21 protein-coding genes and 1 tRNA gene are annotated in these 19,958 nt (G+C 35.0%); 15 read left to right on the top strand and 7 right to left on the bottom strand.

The annotated features are described in order from the left end of the window. The first annotated feature begins 132 nt into the window (after window positions 1-132). Entirely contained in the window at window positions 133-1,566 is a 1,434-nt protein-coding gene (locus BLT04_RS12100) for an alpha-amylase (RefSeq protein WP_089756061.1), read from the top strand. A 171-nt stretch (window positions 1,567-1,737) separates the two neighbouring features. On the opposite strand, the gene BLT04_RS12095 is transcribed toward BLT04_RS12100, so the two are convergent. Both BLT04_RS12095 and BLT04_RS12090 read right to left on the bottom strand, forming a co-directional pair. Continuing rightward, window positions 1,738-2,151 (bottom strand): thiol-disulfide oxidoreductase DCC family protein, encoded by a 414-nt coding sequence (locus BLT04_RS12095; protein WP_089756060.1) that lies wholly within the window; start codon window positions 2,149-2,151, stop codon window positions 1,738-1,740. A gap of 10 nt (window positions 2,152-2,161) precedes the next feature. Next, complete coding sequence (locus tag BLT04_RS12090) at window positions 2,162-2,623, bottom strand: heme-binding domain-containing protein (RefSeq protein WP_089756059.1); 462 nt, start codon at window positions 2,621-2,623, stop codon at window positions 2,162-2,164. An 85-nt stretch (window positions 2,624-2,708) separates the two neighbouring features. Between BLT04_RS12090 and BLT04_RS12085 the strand changes: the two genes are divergently transcribed. Further along, a complete protein-coding gene (locus BLT04_RS12085) occupies window positions 2,709-3,314 on the top strand; it encodes a hypothetical protein (protein WP_089756058.1) in 606 nt (201 codons plus the stop codon). A gap of 259 nt (window positions 3,315-3,573) precedes the next feature. Continuing rightward, window positions 3,574-3,843: a hypothetical protein gene (locus tag BLT04_RS12080; RefSeq protein WP_089756057.1), complete on the top strand. Its 270-nt coding sequence runs from the start codon at window positions 3,574-3,576 to the stop codon at window positions 3,841-3,843. Window positions 3,844-3,897: 54 nt separating this feature from the next. Here BLT04_RS12080 and BLT04_RS12075 read toward each other — a convergent pair. Next, window positions 3,898-3,968: transfer RNA gene (locus BLT04_RS12075), tRNA-Gln, on the bottom strand. A gap of 242 nt (window positions 3,969-4,210) precedes the next feature. Here BLT04_RS12075 and der point away from each other — a divergent pair. Next, window positions 4,211-5,521, top strand: a complete 1,311-nt coding sequence (der, locus tag BLT04_RS12070) for a ribosome biogenesis GTPase Der (RefSeq protein ID WP_089756056.1) — start codon at window positions 4,211-4,213, stop codon at window positions 5,519-5,521. A 370-nt stretch (window positions 5,522-5,891) separates the two neighbouring features. Beyond that, a complete protein-coding gene (upp, locus tag BLT04_RS12065; protein WP_089756055.1) occupies window positions 5,892-6,545 on the top strand; it encodes a uracil phosphoribosyltransferase in 654 nt (217 codons plus the stop codon). 21 nt (window positions 6,546-6,566) lie between these two features. Here the strand turns inward: upp and BLT04_RS12060 are convergent, their stop codons facing one another. The 3 genes from BLT04_RS12060 to BLT04_RS12050 form a co-directional block, all read right to left on the bottom strand. Continuing rightward, a complete protein-coding gene (locus BLT04_RS12060) occupies window positions 6,567-7,256 on the bottom strand; it encodes an alpha/beta fold hydrolase (protein WP_089756054.1) in 690 nt (229 codons plus the stop codon). A gap of 98 nt (window positions 7,257-7,354) precedes the next feature. Beyond that, on the bottom strand, window positions 7,355-8,008 hold the full coding sequence (locus tag BLT04_RS12055) for a ComF family protein (RefSeq protein ID WP_089756053.1): 654 nt from the start codon (window positions 8,006-8,008) through the stop codon (window positions 7,355-7,357). Between the two features lie 189 nt (window positions 8,009-8,197). Then, window positions 8,198-9,676, bottom strand: a complete 1,479-nt coding sequence (locus tag BLT04_RS12050; protein WP_089756052.1) for a helix-turn-helix domain-containing protein — start codon at window positions 9,674-9,676, stop codon at window positions 8,198-8,200. Between the two features lie 127 nt (window positions 9,677-9,803). Here BLT04_RS12050 and aceB point away from each other — a divergent pair, with 127 nt between their 5' ends. The 8 genes from aceB (at window position 9,804) to BLT04_RS12010 (ending at window position 17,475) form a co-directional block, all read left to right on the top strand. Beyond that, entirely contained in the window at window positions 9,804-11,378 is a 1,575-nt protein-coding gene (gene aceB / locus BLT04_RS12045; protein ID WP_089756051.1) for a malate synthase A, read from the top strand. A 105-nt stretch (window positions 11,379-11,483) separates the two neighbouring features. Continuing rightward, on the top strand, window positions 11,484-12,764 hold the full coding sequence (gene aceA / locus BLT04_RS12040; RefSeq protein WP_089756050.1) for an isocitrate lyase: 1,281 nt from the start codon (window positions 11,484-11,486) through the stop codon (window positions 12,762-12,764). A gap of 122 nt (window positions 12,765-12,886) precedes the next feature. Continuing rightward, entirely contained in the window at window positions 12,887-13,276 is a 390-nt protein-coding gene (locus BLT04_RS12035) for an acyl-CoA thioesterase (RefSeq protein ID WP_089756049.1), read from the top strand. 92 nt (window positions 13,277-13,368) lie between these two features. Further along, on the top strand, window positions 13,369-13,815 hold the full coding sequence (locus BLT04_RS12030) for a 6-pyruvoyl trahydropterin synthase family protein (protein WP_089756048.1): 447 nt from the start codon (window positions 13,369-13,371) through the stop codon (window positions 13,813-13,815). 23 nt (window positions 13,816-13,838) lie between these two features. After that, complete coding sequence (locus tag BLT04_RS12025; RefSeq protein WP_089756047.1) at window positions 13,839-14,630, top strand: UDP-2,3-diacylglucosamine diphosphatase; 792 nt, start codon at window positions 13,839-13,841, stop codon at window positions 14,628-14,630. A gap of 177 nt (window positions 14,631-14,807) precedes the next feature. Continuing rightward, the gene (locus BLT04_RS12020; RefSeq protein ID WP_089756046.1) at window positions 14,808-15,791 is read left to right on the top strand and encodes a LuxE/PaaK family acyltransferase; all 984 of its coding nucleotides are present in this window, start codon (window positions 14,808-14,810) and stop codon (window positions 15,789-15,791) included. 171 nt (window positions 15,792-15,962) lie between these two features. Then, window positions 15,963-16,508 (top strand): hypothetical protein, encoded by a 546-nt coding sequence (locus BLT04_RS12015; RefSeq protein WP_089756045.1) that lies wholly within the window; start codon window positions 15,963-15,965, stop codon window positions 16,506-16,508. A 151-nt stretch (window positions 16,509-16,659) separates the two neighbouring features. Further along, window positions 16,660-17,475, top strand: a complete 816-nt coding sequence (locus BLT04_RS12010) for a hypothetical protein (RefSeq protein ID WP_089756044.1) — start codon at window positions 16,660-16,662, stop codon at window positions 17,473-17,475. A gap of 88 nt (window positions 17,476-17,563) precedes the next feature. Here BLT04_RS12010 and aqpZ read toward each other — a convergent pair whose 3' ends face one another. Further along, window positions 17,564-18,298 (bottom strand): aquaporin Z, encoded by a 735-nt coding sequence (gene aqpZ / locus BLT04_RS12005; protein ID WP_089756428.1) that lies wholly within the window; start codon window positions 18,296-18,298, stop codon window positions 17,564-17,566. A 219-nt stretch (window positions 18,299-18,517) separates the two neighbouring features. Between aqpZ and BLT04_RS12000 the strand changes: the two genes are divergently transcribed. Both BLT04_RS12000 and BLT04_RS11995 read left to right on the top strand, forming a co-directional pair. Next, a complete protein-coding gene (locus BLT04_RS12000) occupies window positions 18,518-19,138 on the top strand; it encodes a DUF5715 family protein (RefSeq protein WP_089756043.1) in 621 nt (206 codons plus the stop codon). A gap of 83 nt (window positions 19,139-19,221) precedes the next feature. Beyond that, window positions 19,222-19,950: a hypothetical protein gene (locus tag BLT04_RS11995; RefSeq protein WP_089756042.1), complete on the top strand. Its 729-nt coding sequence runs from the start codon at window positions 19,222-19,224 to the stop codon at window positions 19,948-19,950. Window positions 19,951-19,958 lie beyond the last annotated feature (8 nt).

Genomic DNA, 19,958 nt, shown 5'->3' with positions numbered 1-19,958 from the left:
ATTTTTTAATGAAAAATGAAAATAAAGTTTCCAATGCTTTTTTTTTTAAAAGTTAAATTATTTCACTGCGGTTAGAATTTATTTCAAGAAAATTGTATTTTAGTTAATAGTTTAATAATTAAAACTTTCGATATGAAAAAAACACATTTCTTACTTTCACTTCTGGCATTGGGCTTAGTCAGCTCTTGTCAGAACAATGATGAAATTGTTAACGAAACCTCAAAACAGCTGGAGGTACATAACAAAACGGTTAATGTTACTCATCATGATGGCAGACCTTTCAGCACAGGAAGCGGATCTGCAAATTCAAAATTTGTTTCAGGACCGGGTGGCGGAGTTCTGATGCAGGGATTTTACTGGGACGTTCCCGATGGCGGAAACTGGTGGAATACCGTTAAAGGAAAAGTAACCGACTGGTCCAATGCGGGAATTGGAGCAATTTGGCTGCCGCCTGCTTCAAAAGCGCAAAATGGTGCGTATTCAATGGGGTATGATCCTACAGACTATTATGATTTTGGAAATTATAATCAAAATGGAAGCGTAGAAACCCGTTTTGGTTCAAGAACAGAACTGGAAGGATTAATCACAAAAGCCCATGCAGAAAATATGCAGGTATATGCGGATATTGTCATTAATCACAACAGTGGCGGGCAATCGGAAGCAAATCCTTACACGGGAACCAATACCTGGACGAATTTTTCAGGGGTAGCTTCAGGAAAATTCACCAGAAATTACAATGATTTTTATAAAAATTCTTACGGGAATAATGATGAAGGTGCTTTCGGAGGTTTCCCTGATCTTTGTCATGCTAATCCTCACGTGCAGGACTGGCTTTGGGTAAGAGACGATTCTGTCGGGAAATATTATAAAAATGTTATGAAATTTGACGGCTGGAGATTTGATTATGTGAAAGGTTTCGGACCGTGGGTTGTTAATAACTGGAATTCAAACGTTGGCGGATTTTCTGTCGGAGAATTGTGGGATTCAAACGTAAATACGCTGGAATGGTGGGCTAATAATGCGAACAGCTCTGTATTTGATTTTGCAGCTTATTATAAGATGGATGAAGCTTTTGATAACGGAAATTTAAATGCTTTAAACGACGATATGATGTGGAAAAGAAATCCTTTCAAAGCTGTAACTTTCGTTGCCAACCACGATACGGATATTATCAATAATAAAATGTTGGCGTATGCTTATATTTTGACACATGAAGGGTATCCTACAATTTTCTACAGAGATTATGAAGAGTGGCTGAACAAAGAGAGATTAAACAATCTGATCTGGATTCACAACAACAAAGCAACGGGAACGACCTCGATTCTTTACACCGATAATGATGAATATGTCGCCAGAAGAAACGGCTACAACGGGAATCCCGGACTTGTCGTGTACATTAATAATTCGTCAAGCTGGCAGGAAAGATGGGTAGAAACTAATTGGAGCAGTCAGCAGATTAAAGATTTTACCGGAAGCTCAGGTTGGTATCCAACGACACAGGGTGATAAGTGGGTGAAAATTCAATGTGCACCGAATTCTTATTCTGTTTGGTCTTTAAATCAATAAATTTAAGTAAAGGCTGTTTCAATTTTGAAGCAGTCTTTTTTTACTATAAATTGTAAGATGCTTCGACTTCGCTCAGCATGACATCTCTAATACTAACTGTGTTTATTCAGCAGCATATTTGTAGCGATGTCGTGCTGAGCGAAGTCGAAGCATTTATCATTTATTTAGATTTTAAACCTCAATAAATTTAGCTCTTTGATGAGGCGTCGGCAGATAACATTTCTGATTCGCCAGCTTCATTCTATTTCTGGAAATTACATCATAAATTTTATCACTTAAAGAAGCCGGGAAAATTTTTCCGATTGCTGAAAACTTATAAATTCCGCCCAATAAATCGGCAATTTTTAAAATAGACTTTGATTTTATCAGATAATATTGATTCGGCTTCCAAAGATACATGGTGTTGAATTCCTTTTTATTAAGTCCTCTTTCAGATAGAAAATTCTGCCCAAAATTCGATTGCAGCGAGGCAAACATGAATTGATCTTTTGTATCCCTTTCCAAAATCCATTGCACCCAGAAATTGCAGACACCGCAATCTCCGTCAAAAAATACAATATGTTTATTTTGCCAATTTTCCTGCATGATTTTTATATTAAAACACCATTGACCGTTCGGTGTCTTCTTTTATTTTTTTGAAATATTTAACTAATACCTGTCTTTGCTCATCCGTTAATTTTGCGTTCTGATGACCTATGAAATATGATTCTAAAGGCATTTCTTTCTTTTCAATCATTTCTATACATTCCTGCAATTTGTGTGCCTGTCTTTTAGGTTCGTACACCGCAAAAGTGGAAAAATTTAAATGTTTTCTCCCTTCATTGATATGATTTTTTAACAACCATGAAGCAGGGGCAAAATTAGAATACCACGGATATTTTGTTTCATGTGAATGACAATCATAACATGATGTATTAATGATCTTTGCGATCTCGGGAGGGGTGTTTTTAATCTTTAAAAAATCCATTCCGGGTTCTAAAGGAGGATTCTTTTTATCAATCGGAAAAAACTGGATCATGATAAAAGCGACAAGAACTACAACGAGTATTTTTTTCATAATTGCGAAATTTTATAATTAATTATGTATAAAAGTAAGATTGTTTTTGAAAATAAAATATATTTGTTCCTGAAAAAACAAACATATGACAAAAAGATTATTTCCTGTTTTATTAGTAACAGGTTCATTTGCTTTTGCCCAGGTTGGGTTTAATACTACACTTCCAAATGCAACGCTTGACGTTGTCGGAAATCCTGCAGACCAAACAAAATTTGACGGTATCATTGCGCCGAGAATCTCCGGAGATCAGCTTAAAACAAAGATGTATACGGCTTTTCAGACCGGAGCTCTGGTATATGTTACAACCCCTGATCTTTCACCGGGCGGGCAGACTTCAGACGTTACCTCTACGGGATATTTTTATTTTGACGGCAATCCTTCGGTGAATAAATGGGTAAAAATATCCTCCGGAAATACTGCAAAGATCCGAAATCTGGCTTCAGGAACGATCGGGACGGATGATTATACCGTTCTTGTTACGGGAAATATTTCACTTCCGGTTGCAAATACAGCGAATCTTGGGAAAATTTACAATCTGATAAATGATACGGCATCAATTGTAAATATTGCCGGAAATTTTAGAATGAATGGCGGCAATTTTTCAGGTTATGATTTAAATAACAGTAATTTTGGAAGAGGAATTATTGTACAAAGTACGGGATCAGCCTGGGCGGTAATTTCAAGGTATTAATTTAAAAAAAGGAAGGCCATCCAAATTCGGATGGCTTTTAATCCCACAGAGAATAGGTTTTTATCATAACTGAATTTTTATTATCAACTTGATTTTACAGTTTTAGAAATTATTTTAAGTTTTAGAATAATTTTATCGTATATTATTCATATTTCTTTTAATTATTGTTAAAATCATTTTGAAACGTTCATTTGATTACATGAGAATGCTATTCTAATTACGGGCACCAATCAGTCAATAAAATTTAAAATTATCAGTTATGAAAACTATTCGTTTATATAAATTTAAAGATATTATCAGTAAAAAAATCCCTCTTTTCAGCAAAGAATCAAGCTTAAATACATTAAATGAGCTCATTTATACCGAGCTTATGGATGTTGAAATTGTGACAGAATATATCATCAATACTTCTAACGACTTTATTTTTGAAGAGGTATCGAAATCAGAATTACTGCAATTATGCAGCATAGCAAAAGAAACAATTGAGCATTATTTTGTAACGACAAATAATGATTATGATTTAATATAAATCCAAAAAACTGCTTAAATAAAAAACCACCTGATGTACAAGTGGTTTTTTAAGTAGACCCACAGGGATTCGAACCCCGAATGACGGTACCAAAAACCGGAGTGTTACCGTTACACTATAGGTCTGTTTTTTTTGGTGGTGCGAATTTATAAAATTTTCCGTATTAAAAAAATCAATTTACAGAAAAAATCAGGAATTTTGATTAAAAAATGTCTATTCAATTGATAAACAAAGTATTATTTTAAGTAAAATATTTTTAAAAAGGCCATATTTTTTAAAGCTTAAAATTTAAAACCTTATCTTTGCAAAAAATTGAGCTCCAAAAGTTGGAGTAACTCATTAATAATTATTTTATTAAACATTTTTTATGTCAAATATTGTTGCTATCGTTGGGCGTCCCAATGTAGGAAAATCCACGTTATTTAATCGTTTATTGGAGAGGAGAGAGGCTATCGTAGACTCTACAGCAGGGGTTACCAGAGACCGTCACTACGGGAAATCAGACTGGAACGGGGTAGATTTCACCGTTATCGATACCGGAGGTTATGATGTGAATAACGATGATATTTTCCAGGAAGAAATTTCAAAACAGGTTCAGCTGGCTATTGATGAAGCGACTTCTATTATTTTTATGTTGAATGTAGAAGAAGGTCTTACCGATACGGATTACGAAATTCACGAGCTTCTCAGAAGATCAAACAAGCCCGTTTATATTGTTATTAATAAAGTCGATTCTGCAAAAGAAGAAATAGCTGCTACCGAGTTTTACCAATTAGGAATTGAAAAATACTACACTTTATCTTCTGCAACAGGCTCCGGAACAGGAGAAATCTTAGATGATATTGTTAAAGATTTCCCGACGACAGATTATAAAGATCCGTTTGAAGGATTGCCTAAAATTACAATTGCTGGTCGTCCAAACGTAGGAAAATCTACTTTAACCAATGCTTTGCTGGACGCTGACAGAAATATTGTAACAGATGTGGCAGGAACAACAAGAGACAGTATTCAGACGCTTTACAATAAATTCGGATACGAATTTGTGCTGGTAGATACAGCCGGAATGAGAAGAAAATCTAAAGTAAATGAAGATCTTGAATTCTATTCCGTAATGAGATCCATTCGTTCTATTGAATATTCTGATGTCGTAATCATCATGGTTGACGCTACTTTAGGTTGGGAATCTCAGGATATGAATATTTTCGGTCTGGCACAGAAAAATAGAAAAGGGATTGTAATTGTGGTCAACAAATGGGACCTTGTTGAGGATAAGACAACCAATACCGTAAGAGATTTTGAAAAATCAATCAGAGATAAAATCGGCCAGTTCAGCGATATTCCAATTCTTTTCGTTTCCGCTTTGACGAAGCAAAGGATCTTAAAAGCAGTAGAAATGGCAATGGTAGTTTATGAAGATCGTAAGAAGAAAATTAAAACTTCAAAATTAAACGAAGTAATGCTTCCGATTTTTGAGCAGACTCCGCCGCCGGCCAATAAAGGAAAGTATATTAAAATTAAATATTGTGTACAGCTTCCGACACCGTCGCCGCAGTTTGTATTCTTTTGCAACTTACCGCAATACGTAAAAGAAGCCTACAAAAGATTTACTGAAAACCAGCTGAGAAAAGAATTCGGGTTTACCGGAGTTCCGATCGAGGTTTACTTCAGACAAAAATAAAAAATGATCCCTTTTAGAATTTCTAAGAGGGATTTTTTTTGGACAGCTGTTTCCGCCTTCCGTTCCCGCAATTTTGTAGTTTTTGCCAATGCTTTTCCCATTCCAAAAACTACAAAATGTGCTCCACTCAAGTCGGGCTGCACCTTTCAACACGTTTAGCCGCTTCGGAAAACTTTGTCAAAGTTGAAAATCTTTGACAAAGTTGATTTTTCAGAAAGATAAGCTTAACAGATTTTAAAGAATTGATGAATCTTTGATTTGAACAGTTAGTAGTAAAGAAATCTTTGTGCTTTGCGTTAAAAATAACATGATGATTAAAAGTGTATATTCAGATTAAAATTTATAAATTAGATTAAATTTTTTTAAAACAATGAGCAGAGTTGTATTATCGGAACAGTTTTCTTTAGTTAATTCCTGGATCAACGAGCTTCGGAATATCGAAATTCAGAAAGACAGAATGCGGTTCCGCAGAAATATGGAGCGCATCGGGGAAATTGCAGCTTTTGAAATCAGTAAAGATTTAGAAACGAAAGAAATTGAAATTAATACTCCTTTAGACACAATCAAAGCCCGGGAAATTGCGGTTCAGCCCGTTATTACAACTATTTTGAGAGCCGGAGTTCCTTTATTTGAAGGAATTTTAAATTATTTCGACAAAGCCGATTGTGGTTTCGTCGCTGCCTACAGAAAGCATGATGCAAATGATTATTTCTCAATAAAACAGGATTATTTAACGTGCCCGAATATTGAGGGAAGACCCTTAATCGTTGCGGATCCGATGTTGGCGACCGGAGCTTCTTTAATCGAAGCACTTAAAGATTTATTGACAAACGGAACACCGACTCAATTGCATATCGTAGCAGCCATCGCCTCAAGACAAGGGGTTGAAACCATTGAAAAAGCATATCCAAATGCTAAAATCTGGATTGGCGCAATGGATGAAAATTTAACAACAAAAGGCTACATCACACCCGGATTGGGCGATGCAGGCGATTTAAGCTACGGCGAAAAACTCCAGAGATAAATTTAATTTTAAAAATAAATCTTAAGTAAGATTCCAGAAATCTTTCATGAGATCAGATAACAAATTCGGGCGTACTTTTTCCATGGGATGCTTTGTGTCAGGAAGCACAGCCAGTTTTGCATTCGGAAGATTTTTGTAAACTTCAATACTTTCTTCCAAACTGACCATATTGTCTTTATCACCAACCATAATCTGAACAGGAATTTCAACAGTGGCCAATACTTCACTTTTCAACGGTGGATTTTTACCTAAAGAAACCATCATTTCAGCCATCGCGGGAAGCAATTGTTTCCATTGCGGACCATGTTGATGCTCCAGTTGTTCGGCATATTTCGGGACTTTTTCTGCAATCACATCGGGATTCAAAATTTTACTTTCTTTCAAAGCTTGTTCCTCCGTCCAGTCGAATTTTGTTCCCAAAGTTATGATTGAATTCACTTTTTCAGGATTTTCTAAGGCGTAGCAAAGCGCAACATAACCACCCATACTGTGCCCGAAAATATAAACATCATCTAAATTTTCTTTTTCAATAAATTCTGCCAATTCCTCAGTATATTTTTCAATTGTAATTCCATTTTTGGATAACTCAACATTGCCATGTCCGGAAAATAGAGGTGTGTGAATGATGAAATATGTTGAAAGCGCTTCTAGGTAAGGTTTAAATATATCACTGTGGCCCAAAGCACCGTGCAATAAAATCAGATTTTTCATACTTATAAGTTTGCTGAAAATTAACAAAAACATCTGAAATAAAGAATTAAAATTTCACAAGTAACATAACTTATAATTTATAATTCAAAACTCAAATTTTACTCGTCTATCGCCATCACCAGAACACTTACTTTATTATTTCCTGAATTTAAAATTTCCCAGGCAATCGACGAAAGCGTATTTCCAGTGGTAAAAACATCATCAACCAAAAGAATGTGTTTTCCTGAAATATTTTTAGTCATTGAAAAAGTATTCTCCGTTTCCAGACGGTGTTTTTTGTCTTTTAAAGCCTGAGCTTTGGAATAATAATTCCTCTTTATCAACTCATGGTCAAACGGAATATTATAAAATTTTGAAAGGGTTTCCGTGAATAAATGCAATTGATTATATCCTCTTTCTCTAGTTTTTTTCGCATGAAGCGGAACGGAAACCAGCAAATCAGGTTTTTCATTTTTGAAATCTAATTGTTCCGTCGTCCATTCAGCAAGAACTTTTCCAGCCTTTTCCCTGCTTTTATATTTTAATTCATGAATGATTTTCCGGCTTAGATTTTCTTTTTCAAATTGCATCAAAGCAAACGTATTTTCAACAGGAAACAGCAGTTTACATTTTTCTTTTATCCCATTTTCCTCAAAATAGTTAAAATGTGTAAAATGAATATGCTCAAAACAGAGGCTGCAAACCAGTAAGTCTGCATCAATAATCCGGTTGCAGTGAATGCAACGATTCGGGAAAAATAAATCTAAAATCATTTGTGCGTTTGAAGCTGCTAATATAATAAATTGGCTGAAGATGGAAGTACAATGCTGGAAGTTTGAAATATTTTACCCATTAAGATTTCTGTTAAGATGTTAAGGATATTAAGTTTAGCAATACTTAAGCTTTAAAATATATTTGATTTTCTTAATTGGCATTAATTTCTTAATGAAAATATTATTGATTCAATTTAAAATATTTTTTCTCATTTTTTCAACAGCATTTTTCATGCTTAAATTAAAATATTCCTTTTCCAGACGAATCGGCGGAGCTTGTCTCACTTCACAATCCGCGATGCTACAGGACTCACAAGTCACACCAACATTAATTGTTTTTAAACTTGAAGATTTAATAAAGTTTATCTTTTTAATCGTCTGCGAATTCAGCAAAATTCCCAAACAATAGCTTCGGTTACTTCCATCGGAAAACGGATTTTTCTGTGAGGTTGAGATTACTAAATAGCTTATTCCCTGATCTTTATAATGTGAAATTTGGGCATCCGTCAATGTTTCATTTTCCTTTAAATAATGAAGGTTTTTCACAGCGATCCATCTTCTGCAATAATGTTCATTGGTTGCATTCGCGTGTGGAGCCTGTTGATGGTTGAGGTGTAACTCTTTTAAAATCTGTATTTTATCGGAATTTTCCTTTTTCACTAAACATAAATAAAACAGGTCTTTAATTCCCAGTTCGGAAGAAAGTACGTTGGTCAGCCGATAATAAAAAGTTTCTGGCGAATGGGTGAAATTTTCAATAAGTTTTTCAAAGCTTGTTGGTTCCCAGTTGTTTTGTAAGAAAAAATTGGATGTATTTTCAATGATCTGCTTTTTTGAAATCAGTAAAGCGCCGGCGAAATAAGAAGCGTAGAAATTGTTCAGGATTTCTTCAAAACTTCCAAAATCAAGCCAGGAATAAGTATTTGGACGATTTTTTAATTCTAAAACATTGAATCCGATTTCTTTAGCCAAAATAAAAGTTTTCTGATCTTTTTCAAGCTTGTAATTAAGAAGCAGTAATTTTTTCTCAGGAATAAATAATGAACGAAGATTATCCAAAGCGCCATACACATCAAAATCTTCTGATTGAATGGTATAATTAAACTTTTCAACCAAAATATTTTCTAAAGTCTCAGATTTTAAATTTTTATTGATTTCCAATTGATTTTCTTCGGCAAACTGACCGACTTTTTCCTCGATTTCCGGGAAATAATTATCATACAATTCCTGAAAAGACCGTAAAACAGCGAAGTAAAATCTTTCTTTCCCTAAGTTGTAATTCTGTGAAATTTCAATCAATGCATTGATAAAAGCGGTCACTTTTTTAGGTGCATCGCTGATAATGCTGATCAGATTGTTTTTATTGATTCCAAAGAGCTCTAATGGAATTTCTTTAAAGAAATCAGACTGCAAGATTTCATTAAAGGGTGCTAAATTTTTATCAAGCTTAGTTGAAACCAGATCATCAAAAGTACAGCTCAGAGTTTCTGAAAGTTGAATGATTTTGTCGTGTTTAGGATATTTTTTGCCGTTTTCGATCTCGTTCAGATAAGATTTTGACAACCCCGTTTTTATAGCAAGATCCTGCAGAGACCAGTTTTTCTTCTGCCTTTGCTGTTTCAGTTTTAAACCAAAAACGGTCTTAATAAAATCACTGTCTGAATTCATGAATCAAATATAAATAAATAGATGCGATTATTAGCATAATTGTTTTTGAAAAAAAATAGCGAACGTTCGCTAAATATCAAAAGTTTTTATTTATGTTTGTAATATCAAATCACAAAATCAATAGGTTATGGAAACTAAGACAAAATTAAAAATAAAAGCTGAAAGCCGTTTTGAAGAAATTTTTTCTTCTGGGTTAATGGACTTTTTAGTGGAACTTCATCAAAATTTTAATCCAAAAAGGCTGGAACTTTTGAAAGAAAGAAAAAAAGCTCAACTGGAATTTGATAAAGGAAGTCTTCCGGAATTTTTACCTGAAACGGAGGAAATCAGAAACGGAAACTGGGGGTGTTCGCCACTTCCAAAAGATTTATTGGATCGCAGAGTTGAAATTACGGGACCGGTTGACCGGAAAATGATCATTAATGCTTTGAATTCCGGTGCGTCAACGTTTATGGCAGATTTTGAAGACAGCAATTCGCCAACCTGGAATAACTGCATTCAAGGACAAATCAATCTTTCTGATGCAATTAATCGCAAAATTGATTTTACAAATGAAGACGGAAAAGCTTATCAGTTAAATGAAAAAACGGCTGTTCTTCTGGTTCGTCCGAGAGGTTTACACTTAAATGAAAAACATCTTGAAATTGATGGCGAAGAAGTTTCGGCTTCATTGATTGATTTTGGAATTTATTTTTTCAGAAATATAAAACGGCTGTTGGAAAACGGAAGCGCGACATATTTTTATCTTCCGAAACTGGAACATTACAAAGAAGCCCGTTGGTGGAATGACGTTTTTGTTTTTTCTCAAAATTACCTGGAAATCCCTCAAGGAACAATCAAAGCGACGGTTTTGGTTGAAACAATTACGGCATCTTTCCAAATTGATGAAATTTTATTTGAATTAAAAGAACACAGTTCAGGCCTGAACTGCGGAAGGTGGGATTATATTTTTTCCTTCATTAAAAAATTCAGAAATCTTCCTGAATTCATCGTTCCGGACAGGGATCAGGTGACCATGACCTCACCTTTTATGAGCGCTTATTCGAAAAGGGTGATTGAAATTTGTCATAAAAGAAACGTCCATGCGATCGGCGGAATGGCTGCGCAGATTCCTGTTAAAAATAACTATGAAGCGAACAGTTTGGCGTTTGAAAAAGTCCGAAACGATAAAGAACGAGAGGTGAAAAACGGTCACGACGGAACTTGGGTGGCGCATCCTGCTTTGGTTTCAGTTGCCAAAAAGATTTTTGATCAATATATGCCTTCAGAAAATCAGATTGATAAAAAGTTTGATTATCAGATCAAAGAAAGTGATTTACTGGAAATTCCAAAAGGAGAAATTACGGAAAACGGAGTCAGAAAGAATATCAATGTCGGAATTCTTTACATCGAAAGCTGGCTCATGGGAATCGGAGCTGCCGCAATTTATAATTTAATGGAAGACGCTGCAACGGCAGAGATTTCAAGAACACAGATCTGGCAATGGCTTAAAAATGAAGCAGTTTTAATTGATGACAGAACACTGACCCGCGAAATGATTCTTCAATGGGAGTTTGAAGAAATGGAGAAAATTGAAAAATATGTCGGTGAAGAACGCTTCAGAAACGGAAAATTCAATCTCGCAAAAGAACTTTTCAATGAATTGATATTTTGTGAAAACTTCGAAGAATTTTTAACCTTAAAGGCTTATCCCTTTATTTAAGTTTGAGGTGTGAGAGTGGAGTGTTTGAGAGTTTTACTCTAAATTTTATCAACTCACAACTTTATGCTAAACCCTAATCCCTATTAACTAAACCCTAAAAAAAATATGAAAACAAGACAAGAACAAATCCTGGTTATAGAGCAGGATTGGCTGACAAATCCTCGTTGGAACGGAATAAAAAGACCGTATTCAGCAGAAAAAGTACTTAAATTAAGAGGTTCGTATAAGTTGGACTATACAATTGCGACGGAAATGTCAAAAAAGTTTTGGGATAAATTAAATTCCCAGGATTACGTGGCCGGACTTGGTGCATTGACGGGAAATCAGGCCGTACAGGAGGTTGACGCAGGTCTGGAAGCGATTTATCTTTCAGGATGGCAGGTGGCAGCTGATGCCAATTTATCGGGTGAAATGTATCCCGACCAATCTTTGTATCCCGCGAATTCAGTGCCTTCTGTGGTGAAAAAAATAAATAATGCGTTATTGAGAGCAGATCAGATCCAATCGGTGAATGGTGGTGGCGAGAAAGAATATCTGGTTCCCATCATTGCTGATGCCGAAGCAGGTTTTGGCGGAAATCTCAATGCATATGAATTGATGAAGCAAATGATCGAAGCCGGAGCAGCGGCAGTTCATTTTGAAGATCAGTTGTCTTCTGCGAAAAAATGTGGTCATTTGGGCGGAAAAGTGTTGGTTCCGACTCAGGAAGCGATTAATAAATTGATTGCAGCGCGTTTGGCAGCTGATGTTTTAGGTGTTCCAAGTTTAATTATTGCAAGAACAGACGCCGATGCGGCAGATTTGCTTACTTCGGATATTGACGACAGAGACAAAAAATTTGTAACGGGAGAAAGAACTTCTGAAGGTTTTTATGTTGTAAAAAATGGAGTAGAACAAGGGATTGATCGCGGTTTATCTTATGCTCCTTATGCAGATTTAATATGGATGGAAACTTCAAACCCGGATTTGGAACAGGCAAAAAAATTCGCAGAAGGGATTCATGCCAAATTTCCCGGAAAAATGCTGGCTTATAATTGTTCGCCCTCTTTCAACTGGGCAGCGAGACTTTCTGTTGATGAAATGCTGAATTTCAGGGAAGAATTGGCAAAATTGGGTTATAAATTCCAGTTTATAACCTTGGCAGGTTTCCATGCATTGAATACGGCGATGTTTGAATTGGCACTGGCTTATAAAGAAAAAGGAATGGCCGGATATTCAGAACTTCAGGAACGCGAATTTGCATTGCAGAAAAAAGGTTTCAGAGCCGTAAAACACCAGTCTTTTGTAGGAACGGGCTATTTTGACGAGGTTCAGAATGTGGTGACAAGCGGTTCTTCAGCGACCGTTGCCATGAAAGATTCTACAGAAACGGCACAATTCCATTAATTATTCCTTTAAATAAATTTTTGATGTCAGCCTTCTCATTTTATGGGAAGGTTTTTCGCTTGAAATTAAAATTAAAAGTATAAAGTTCATATATTTGAATAGTAATGAAGCCGAAATAAGTAATGAGTTTAATTTATCAAAAGCAAATAAAGGTAACGGAAGAGTATATTGATCAGAATAATCATGTCAATAATGTGCAATATGTAAGTTGGATGGAAGAAATTGCCGGTGAGCATTGGGATTTTGTAAAAGAAAGAACTCCATATCCTGAAGACATCTGGATGCTTCTGGATCATCATATTCAATACAAAAAGCAGGTATATTTAGGAGAGATTATTACTATTAAAACATATCCAAAACCGCCTGAAGGAATCAAACAGCCGAGAAAAGTTGAATTTTACTGTAATGACAAGCTTGTTGTAGATTCAGATACTCTTTGGGTTTTGATCGATATAAAAACACAGAGAATTAAAAGGCTGGAAAGTGACTGGCTGGATAAATTGAATTTTTAATATGCTATTTATTAAATTAATCAATCAGTTATTTAGTTTTTCCTTACATTTTACAAAACCAAAACTCAAACCAAATTCCTTATCTTTGCACTATGATACGTATTACAAAAATTTTTACATTCGAGACGGCGCATGTGCTGTATAACTACGATGGAAAATGTAAAAATATGCACGGGCATTCGTATAAACTGTTTGTAACAGTGAAAGGGAAGCCTGTAAATGATTTGGAAAACCCGAAAAACGGGATGGTGGTGGATTTTGGTGATATCAAAAGTATCGTAAAATCTGAAATTGTAGATGTCTGGGATCATGCCGTGCTCATCAACGGAATTTCTCCACATAAAGAATTGGGAGAAAGTCTTGAAAATCAAGGTCATAAAGTGATTTACTGCACATTTCAGCCGACTTGTGAAAATATGCTGTATGCAATTGCTGCAAAAATAAAATCAAAGCTTCCGGCTGGGGTCTCTCTGGCTTATCTTAAACTTCATGAAACCGAAAACTCGTACGGAGAATGGTTTGCGGAAGACAATCAATAATTTATTCATAAAAAACTCAAACGGTGTTAAAGACAACCATCAATTTAGAGCCTGGAAAAAAAGTGTATTTCGCTTCAGATCAGCATTTTGGTGCACCAAACCCGAAAGAAAGCAAGCTTCGTGAAGAGAAATTCATTCGTTGGATGGATGAGATTAAGGAAGATGCTCAGGTTTTGTTTTTAATGGGAGATCTCTTTGATTTCTGGCACGAATGGAAGCATGTAATTCCTAAAGGATATGTGCGTGTTTTGGGTAAAATTGCAGAATTAAAAGATCGTGGAATTCACATTTATTTTTTTGTCGGAAATCATGATTTATGGATGAAAGATTATCTTGAAGAAGAGATCGGATGTACGGTTTTCTATAAAAAGCAATATTTTGAGATGGGCGGAAAGCAGTTTCTGCTCGCTCACGGAGACGGTTTGGGACCTGGTGATAAAGGATATAAAAGAATGAAAAAAGTCTTTACAAATCCTGTTGCACAATGGTTTTTCAAATGGCTTCATCCCGATATCGCAATGAAAATCGCATTGTATATGTCTCAGAAAAATAAAATGATCTCGGGAGATGAAGACAAGGCTTTTTTGGGAGAAGATAAAGAGTTTTTGATCATTTATTCAAAAGAAAAACTGAAAACCCAGAAAATTGACTATTTTATTTATGGCCACCGCCATCTTCCGATGATATTGGATTTGGAGCAAAATGCAAAATATATCAATCTCGGAGACTGGATTTCTTATTTTACATACGGAGTTTTTGAAAAAGATTTTGAGCTTAAATCTTTCGCAGACGGCACAAAAAAAAATTACCCCTAAAAGAGGTAATTCCCGGATGATTTTACGATCATCCTGTTTTAATCCATATTCCGGAGATGTAATAGCAAGAATTCGACCAAATTTTTAAATTTAGATTAAAAAAATATTAAAAAAGTGTTTTCAGATTTAATAGTTAATTAATTGGGAAAATAACAGCATAAAATAATTATAATAAAATTGAAAAACATATTCAGCATACGATCAGAACAGGATTTTGTGGATGTTTGTCTAGAAACATTCCGCTATCAATATGAAAATGTTGAGGTATATAAAAAGTTTGTGGATTATTTACGTATTGATCCAAACAATATTAATGAAGTGACAAAAATTCCTTTTTTGCCTATCGAGATGTTTAAAAATCATCAGATTTTAGATAAAAATGTGACAACGGAGCTGTTTTTTCAGAGCTCGGGAACCACGCAGATGAATTTATCCAAACATTTCATTGCGGATGAAAATATTTATCAGGAAAGTATTTACAGAAGTTTTGAGCAATTTATCGGAAAACCTGAAGATTTTATTTTTCTGGGTTTATTGCCAAGTTATCTGGAAAAGCAAAATTCATCTTTAATCTATATGGTCGATTATTTAATGAAAAAATCTGCCAAACCTGAAAACGGATATTTTCTTTATAATCATTCAGATTTGTTTAAATTTTTAACTCAATTAAAAGATAAAAAGATTATTCTTTTCGGGGTTTCTTTCGCGCTTTTGGATTTTTTGGATTTCTGTAAATCCAACACTGTAACATTGCAACACTCTGACAATATTACTATTATAGAAACCGGCGGCATGAAAGGACGTAAAGAAGAAATGACAAAAGATGAATTGTTGAAAATTTTACAGGAAGGTTTCAAAACAGATAAAATTTATTCAGAATATTCTATGACGGAGCTTCTTTCACAAGCTTATTCTTTAGGTGAAAATGTATATGAATGCCCAAATTGGATGAGAATTCTGATTCGGAATGCCGAAGATCCTTTTAATTATGAACAGGAAGGAAGAACAGGGGCTGTCAATATCATTGACCTTGCCAATATTCATTCGTGCTCATTTATTGCAACTCAGGATTTGGGAAAAGCACTTCCGGGAGGTAAATTCCAGGTATTGGGAAGGATCGATCATTCCGATATCCGTGGATGCAGTCTCTTGGTGAGTTAAGGTATTTGAGAGTGTGAGGATGAATGCGTATAGAGTTTTAAAGTAGTATTACATTAAATCTAATAGGTATCATTTGCTTACAAATTGAAGAATTGTATTAACTTTCACCCTAAAACCCTAAAACCCTAAAACCCTAAAACCCTAAAACCCTAAAACCCTCAGACTCTCAACATGTTAAAGATAGAAGAACTTGTTCATGCCTACATCCATTCTCACTGTGATTTTGAGAAGCAAATTGTGTTGACCAATCATTTTCATTCTGATTGGGAGGCTGATATTTTGATTATTGATTCTGAAGGCTTTAGCCATGAAATTGAAATCAAGTTTTCAAAAAGTGATTTTAAAAACGACTTTAAAAAATCTTATTTAAATACAAAAACTGGCGAAAAATTTTTAAAACACGATAAAATTTCTTGTGGAGATTATGTCTGCAATTCGTTCAGTTTTTTGCTGCCAATGGGAATGATCGATCACTCTTTAATTCCAGAACATTGTGGAATTATTGAATTTTATCATAATGTTGACAATTGGGAAACAGAATTTTACATTATCCGCCAGCCTCAAAAAGTACATGAAGATTCTTATTGGAATTTAAATGACAAAGATCTTTTTATCCGAAAAATGGCTCTGAATTTAATTCAGCGGAAAATGGAAATTAAAGGAAAACATGAAGAACTTATATTTAAAAATCCTTTTGAAATAAAGAAATTACAATAGAAAATCCTGGCCTGTTGCCGGGATTTTTTTCATGCGTTGTTTTTTGTACATTCGCCGTGCATAAATATAATCTTTGAGAACCCATATATAGTAAAAAATACAGGTGATTAGACAGATTAGATTTAATTTTTATTAAAAATTTACCATAAAAATGAAAAATATTTTTTTAAGTCTTTTGATCCTGCTATCTTGTTTTTGTAATGCGCAAAACTCAGGGAAAACAGAAATTTATATTCTTGGAACAGTTCATGAGCCATCAGCAATTCTGAATCCGCAGAGTCTTTTCGAGATATTAGACAGAATAAAACCGGATATCATTCTGCAGGAGCTTGATACAGAGCAAATGAAAGATTTCAAAAAAGAAAGTATGTCGAAAAACTCGAATGAAGTAAGTGCGGCAATATTATATTTAAATAAATACCCGAAAACCCTTAATTTACCGTTTGAGTTTGAAGGAAGAAATCAATACCGTAAAGACAACGGAATGGTTCCCACTGATAATCTGACCATACAATTAATGGACAGTCTCTATCAAAAAAAGGCTTTAAATCCTACAAATACAGTCATTTTTGAAAAATATATGGAAGCAAATAATGCGCTGAAAGATTTTTCTAAAACAGATATTAAAACGTTGAATTCATTAAGCTTCGAAACAGTCAACAGATACCGTCAATTTGTTCAGCATCATGAAATTCCTAAAATTTCAAACTCTGAAGATATTTTTGCCCATAAGTTTGTAAAGAAACCCAACGGAGAAAAAATTTCGTATCGTGATGGATATCAGCTGTGGTGTAATTTTTGGGATTTAAGAAACAACACGATGGCATTGAATATTATCAGACAGGCCAATCAGTATAAAGGAAAAAAAATCGTGATTCTTACGGGAGTACAGCATAAATACTATGTAAAAGAATTGTTGGATAAATACCAGGACGGAAATTATAAGGTCATTGAATATTTTAAATAAAAATAGCATCTTTTATTCAAATTAATCTTTATTGAAAATAGATCAAAAAAAATCCTGCCATTGCGACAGGATTTTTACGTTTTATTTTTTAATCTCCTAATGGAACTTTGTCTGCAGGCTGCAGCAAAAACTTATAAATTAATCCTCCGGCTACACCTCCTAAAATTGGCGCTACCCAGAACAGCCAAAGTTGGGAAATTGCATTTCCGCCAACAAAAACAGCCTGTGAAAGCGATCTTGCAGGATTCACGGAAGTATTCGTGATCGGAATTGAGATCAGGTGAATTAATGTTAAGGCTAAACCAATGGCAATTCCTGCAAATTTTCCGTCGGCAGCTTTGTCGGTGGCACCCATGATGATGATCAGGAAAAATGCGGTCAATAAAAATTCTGTTAAAAATGCAGCTCCCATTGAATATCCTTTGCCAAAATAGACGGCATCACCGTAAAAATTGGTGGCAAAAGCGCCCGGTCCGGAAAAATCGGGGGCTCCGGAGCCACTCAAAATAATGTATAAGCATCCGGCAGCTACAATAGCGCCCAAACACTGGGCGACAATGTACGGAATAAGGTCTTTAGCGGGAAATCTGCCTCCAGCCAGCAAACCAAATGAAACGGCAGGGTTGAAATGCCCTCCTGAGATATGCCCGACAGCGTATGCCATCGTAAGTACAGTAAGCCCGAAAGCCAAAGCAACTCCTATTAAAAGGATTCCCATTTGGCCATTGGAAGCCGGAGCGATCTGCGAGGCGAAAATTGCACTTCCGCAACCTCCGAAAACAAGCCAAAATGTGCCGAAAAATTCAGCGAAAAGTTTTTTTATCATATTGTTTATTTTAAAATGCAAACCAAATGTAAAATTTAAATCTTGAATTAAAAAGTAAAAACTTAAAAATATTTCAAATGAATGTGAAAGATAATTGTGAATTTAATATTTTGATTTTTAAATTATTGCGAATTATTTTTACCTATAATTACTATCAAAGTTGAATTATATAACATAAATGTTTATTTTTAGTTTATAAAATTTAAAAGCTCCTGAATGAAAAAGTATCTGTGCGTGATTTTTGTGCCTTTAATTTTTGGTTTGTATCGATCCCAATCTACGAAAAAAGCTTTACCATGCTACGATCTCACCGAAGTGTTAAAAGTGGAGCCGACCGCTCTGTATAAGCCACATTTGGATGCCTCGAAAAGTTTTGGAGTAAAAATTCTCAAAGATTCAAAGACGGTTTTAAAATACATCAATTCCGGAAAATTTCATAAAATCAAAAAAAGCGGGAAAGGATACCGCGTTCAAAGGCTTGATTACAGCAGGGCCTGGATGGTTTCAAAAGCCAAATTAACCCTGGAAAGAATGGGCGCCAGATTCAGTAAAGAAACTAAAGGCCACACGTTTACGGTTTCATCAATCACCAGAACGCTCGAAGACCAGTGCAGGTTAAGAAAAGTTAACAGTAACGCGTCTTTAGGAATAAGCTCACACAATTACGGAAATTCTTTTGACATCTCTTACATAAGATTTAACGACGTTTTGAAGTACAATCCGAAGATGGAAGCGGCTTTGGAGAAAATTTTACAATATTATGCCACCAATGGGAGAATTTATTTCATCAAAGAAAAGCAACAGAGCTGCTATCATGTTACGGTACGGAATTATTAATGAATTTCATTTTCACGTGAGATATTTGCACACGTAGTTAACTTTACATAATTTTATGGGACTAAATTTAACCATGCTAAATTATGACAATTTTTAACAGAGATGAGTATGCTGTAGCCACAGCAAATTGGGACAATTGTATCGGAAATTTCTTAGAAATAGAAAGACTGATCCCTACCAACTATATTTTTACACTTTCTAAAGAACAAATCGACTGGCTTAAAGACAAAAATGATTACAAAGAATTCTGTACAGAAATCGGTATTTACAACAGTCAGCTTGTTCTGATTTTATCGCCACTTGACAAAAAGGGGCAAAAAGCTGCCGTTACAGAATATCCTTACAGCGTGCTTTCAGAATTGCAGGGAGACCTTCCGTTGGTGGAAACAAAGGAATATACAGTGATCAAAAATGCCGTTCTTTCTAACGATCTTCGCAAAATAGACGATAATGCAGATATGTATTTCCCGGTAGCCAATATGCCGATGATGGATCAGGATAAGGCAGTAAGCGCCATCGAATCATGGAGAAATGAAGGGATGAACTGGTTCTATTACGAGTGTGGTGACTTTAAAGGAGCAAGGGTTTTCAAAAAATTCTATGTGCCTTCTGAAAACCTGACGCCGCCAAAAGAGGGCTTAACAAGCTTCGTATGTTCATTTGGTTTAAAATATTCTGATATTTATCAGAGAATGTTGGTAACATTGATTTTCATTTCTTTTTACGAAGATTTACAGAATAACGGAAGTGTGGAAACGATCTCAAATACTTACGACTGGTCACAGCCATGTCCGCCGATTTGCAGAATTTAATCAAATAG

Origin of the sequence: Chryseobacterium soldanellicola (assembly GCF_900100115.1) — a bacterium.
In the GTDB taxonomy this organism is placed as follows: domain Bacteria; phylum Bacteroidota; class Bacteroidia; order Flavobacteriales; family Weeksellaceae; genus Chryseobacterium; species Chryseobacterium soldanellicola.
Note: the sequence above shows the minus strand (reverse complement) of the source record. Positions and strands in the feature narration are given on the sequence as shown.

Excerpts from the sequence above, each read along its gene's own strand:
- BLT04_RS12080 (WP_089756057.1), top strand. The coding sequence starts at position 3,574 with ATGAAAACTATTCGTTTATATAAATTTAAAGATATTATCAGTAAAAAA.
- aceB (WP_089756051.1), top strand. The coding sequence starts at position 9,804 with ATGGAAACTAAGACAAAATTAAAAATAAAAGCTGAAAGCCGTTTTGAA.
- BLT04_RS12055 (WP_089756053.1), bottom strand. The coding sequence starts at position 8,008 with ATGATTTTAGATTTATTTTTCCCGAATCGTTGCATTCACTGCAACCGG.
- BLT04_RS12010 (WP_089756044.1), top strand. The coding sequence starts at position 16,660 with ATGAAAAATATTTTTTTAAGTCTTTTGATCCTGCTATCTTGTTTTTGT.
- BLT04_RS12030 (WP_089756048.1), top strand. The coding sequence starts at position 13,369 with ATGATACGTATTACAAAAATTTTTACATTCGAGACGGCGCATGTGCTG.
- BLT04_RS12085 (WP_089756058.1), top strand. The coding sequence starts at position 2,709 with ATGACAAAAAGATTATTTCCTGTTTTATTAGTAACAGGTTCATTTGCT.
- BLT04_RS12015 (WP_089756045.1), top strand. The coding sequence starts at position 15,963 with ATGTTAAAGATAGAAGAACTTGTTCATGCCTACATCCATTCTCACTGT.
- BLT04_RS11995 (WP_089756042.1), top strand. The coding sequence starts at position 19,222 with ATGACAATTTTTAACAGAGATGAGTATGCTGTAGCCACAGCAAATTGG.
- BLT04_RS12095 (WP_089756060.1), bottom strand. The coding sequence starts at position 2,151 with ATGCAGGAAAATTGGCAAAATAAACATATTGTATTTTTTGACGGAGAT.
- BLT04_RS12060 (WP_089756054.1), bottom strand. The coding sequence starts at position 7,256 with ATGAAAAATCTGATTTTATTGCACGGTGCTTTGGGCCACAGTGATATA.
- BLT04_RS12090 (WP_089756059.1), bottom strand. The coding sequence starts at position 2,623 with ATGAAAAAAATACTCGTTGTAGTTCTTGTCGCTTTTATCATGATCCAG.
- BLT04_RS12000 (WP_089756043.1), top strand. The coding sequence starts at position 18,518 with ATGAAAAAGTATCTGTGCGTGATTTTTGTGCCTTTAATTTTTGGTTTG.
- aceA (WP_089756050.1), top strand. The coding sequence starts at position 11,484 with ATGAAAACAAGACAAGAACAAATCCTGGTTATAGAGCAGGATTGGCTG.
- der (WP_089756056.1), top strand. The coding sequence starts at position 4,211 with ATGTCAAATATTGTTGCTATCGTTGGGCGTCCCAATGTAGGAAAATCC.
- BLT04_RS12050 (WP_089756052.1), bottom strand. The coding sequence starts at position 9,676 with ATGAATTCAGACAGTGATTTTATTAAGACCGTTTTTGGTTTAAAACTG.
- BLT04_RS12100 (WP_089756061.1), top strand. The coding sequence starts at position 133 with ATGAAAAAAACACATTTCTTACTTTCACTTCTGGCATTGGGCTTAGTC.
- BLT04_RS12035 (WP_089756049.1), top strand. The coding sequence starts at position 12,887 with ATGAGTTTAATTTATCAAAAGCAAATAAAGGTAACGGAAGAGTATATT.
- upp (WP_089756055.1), top strand. The coding sequence starts at position 5,892 with ATGAGCAGAGTTGTATTATCGGAACAGTTTTCTTTAGTTAATTCCTGG.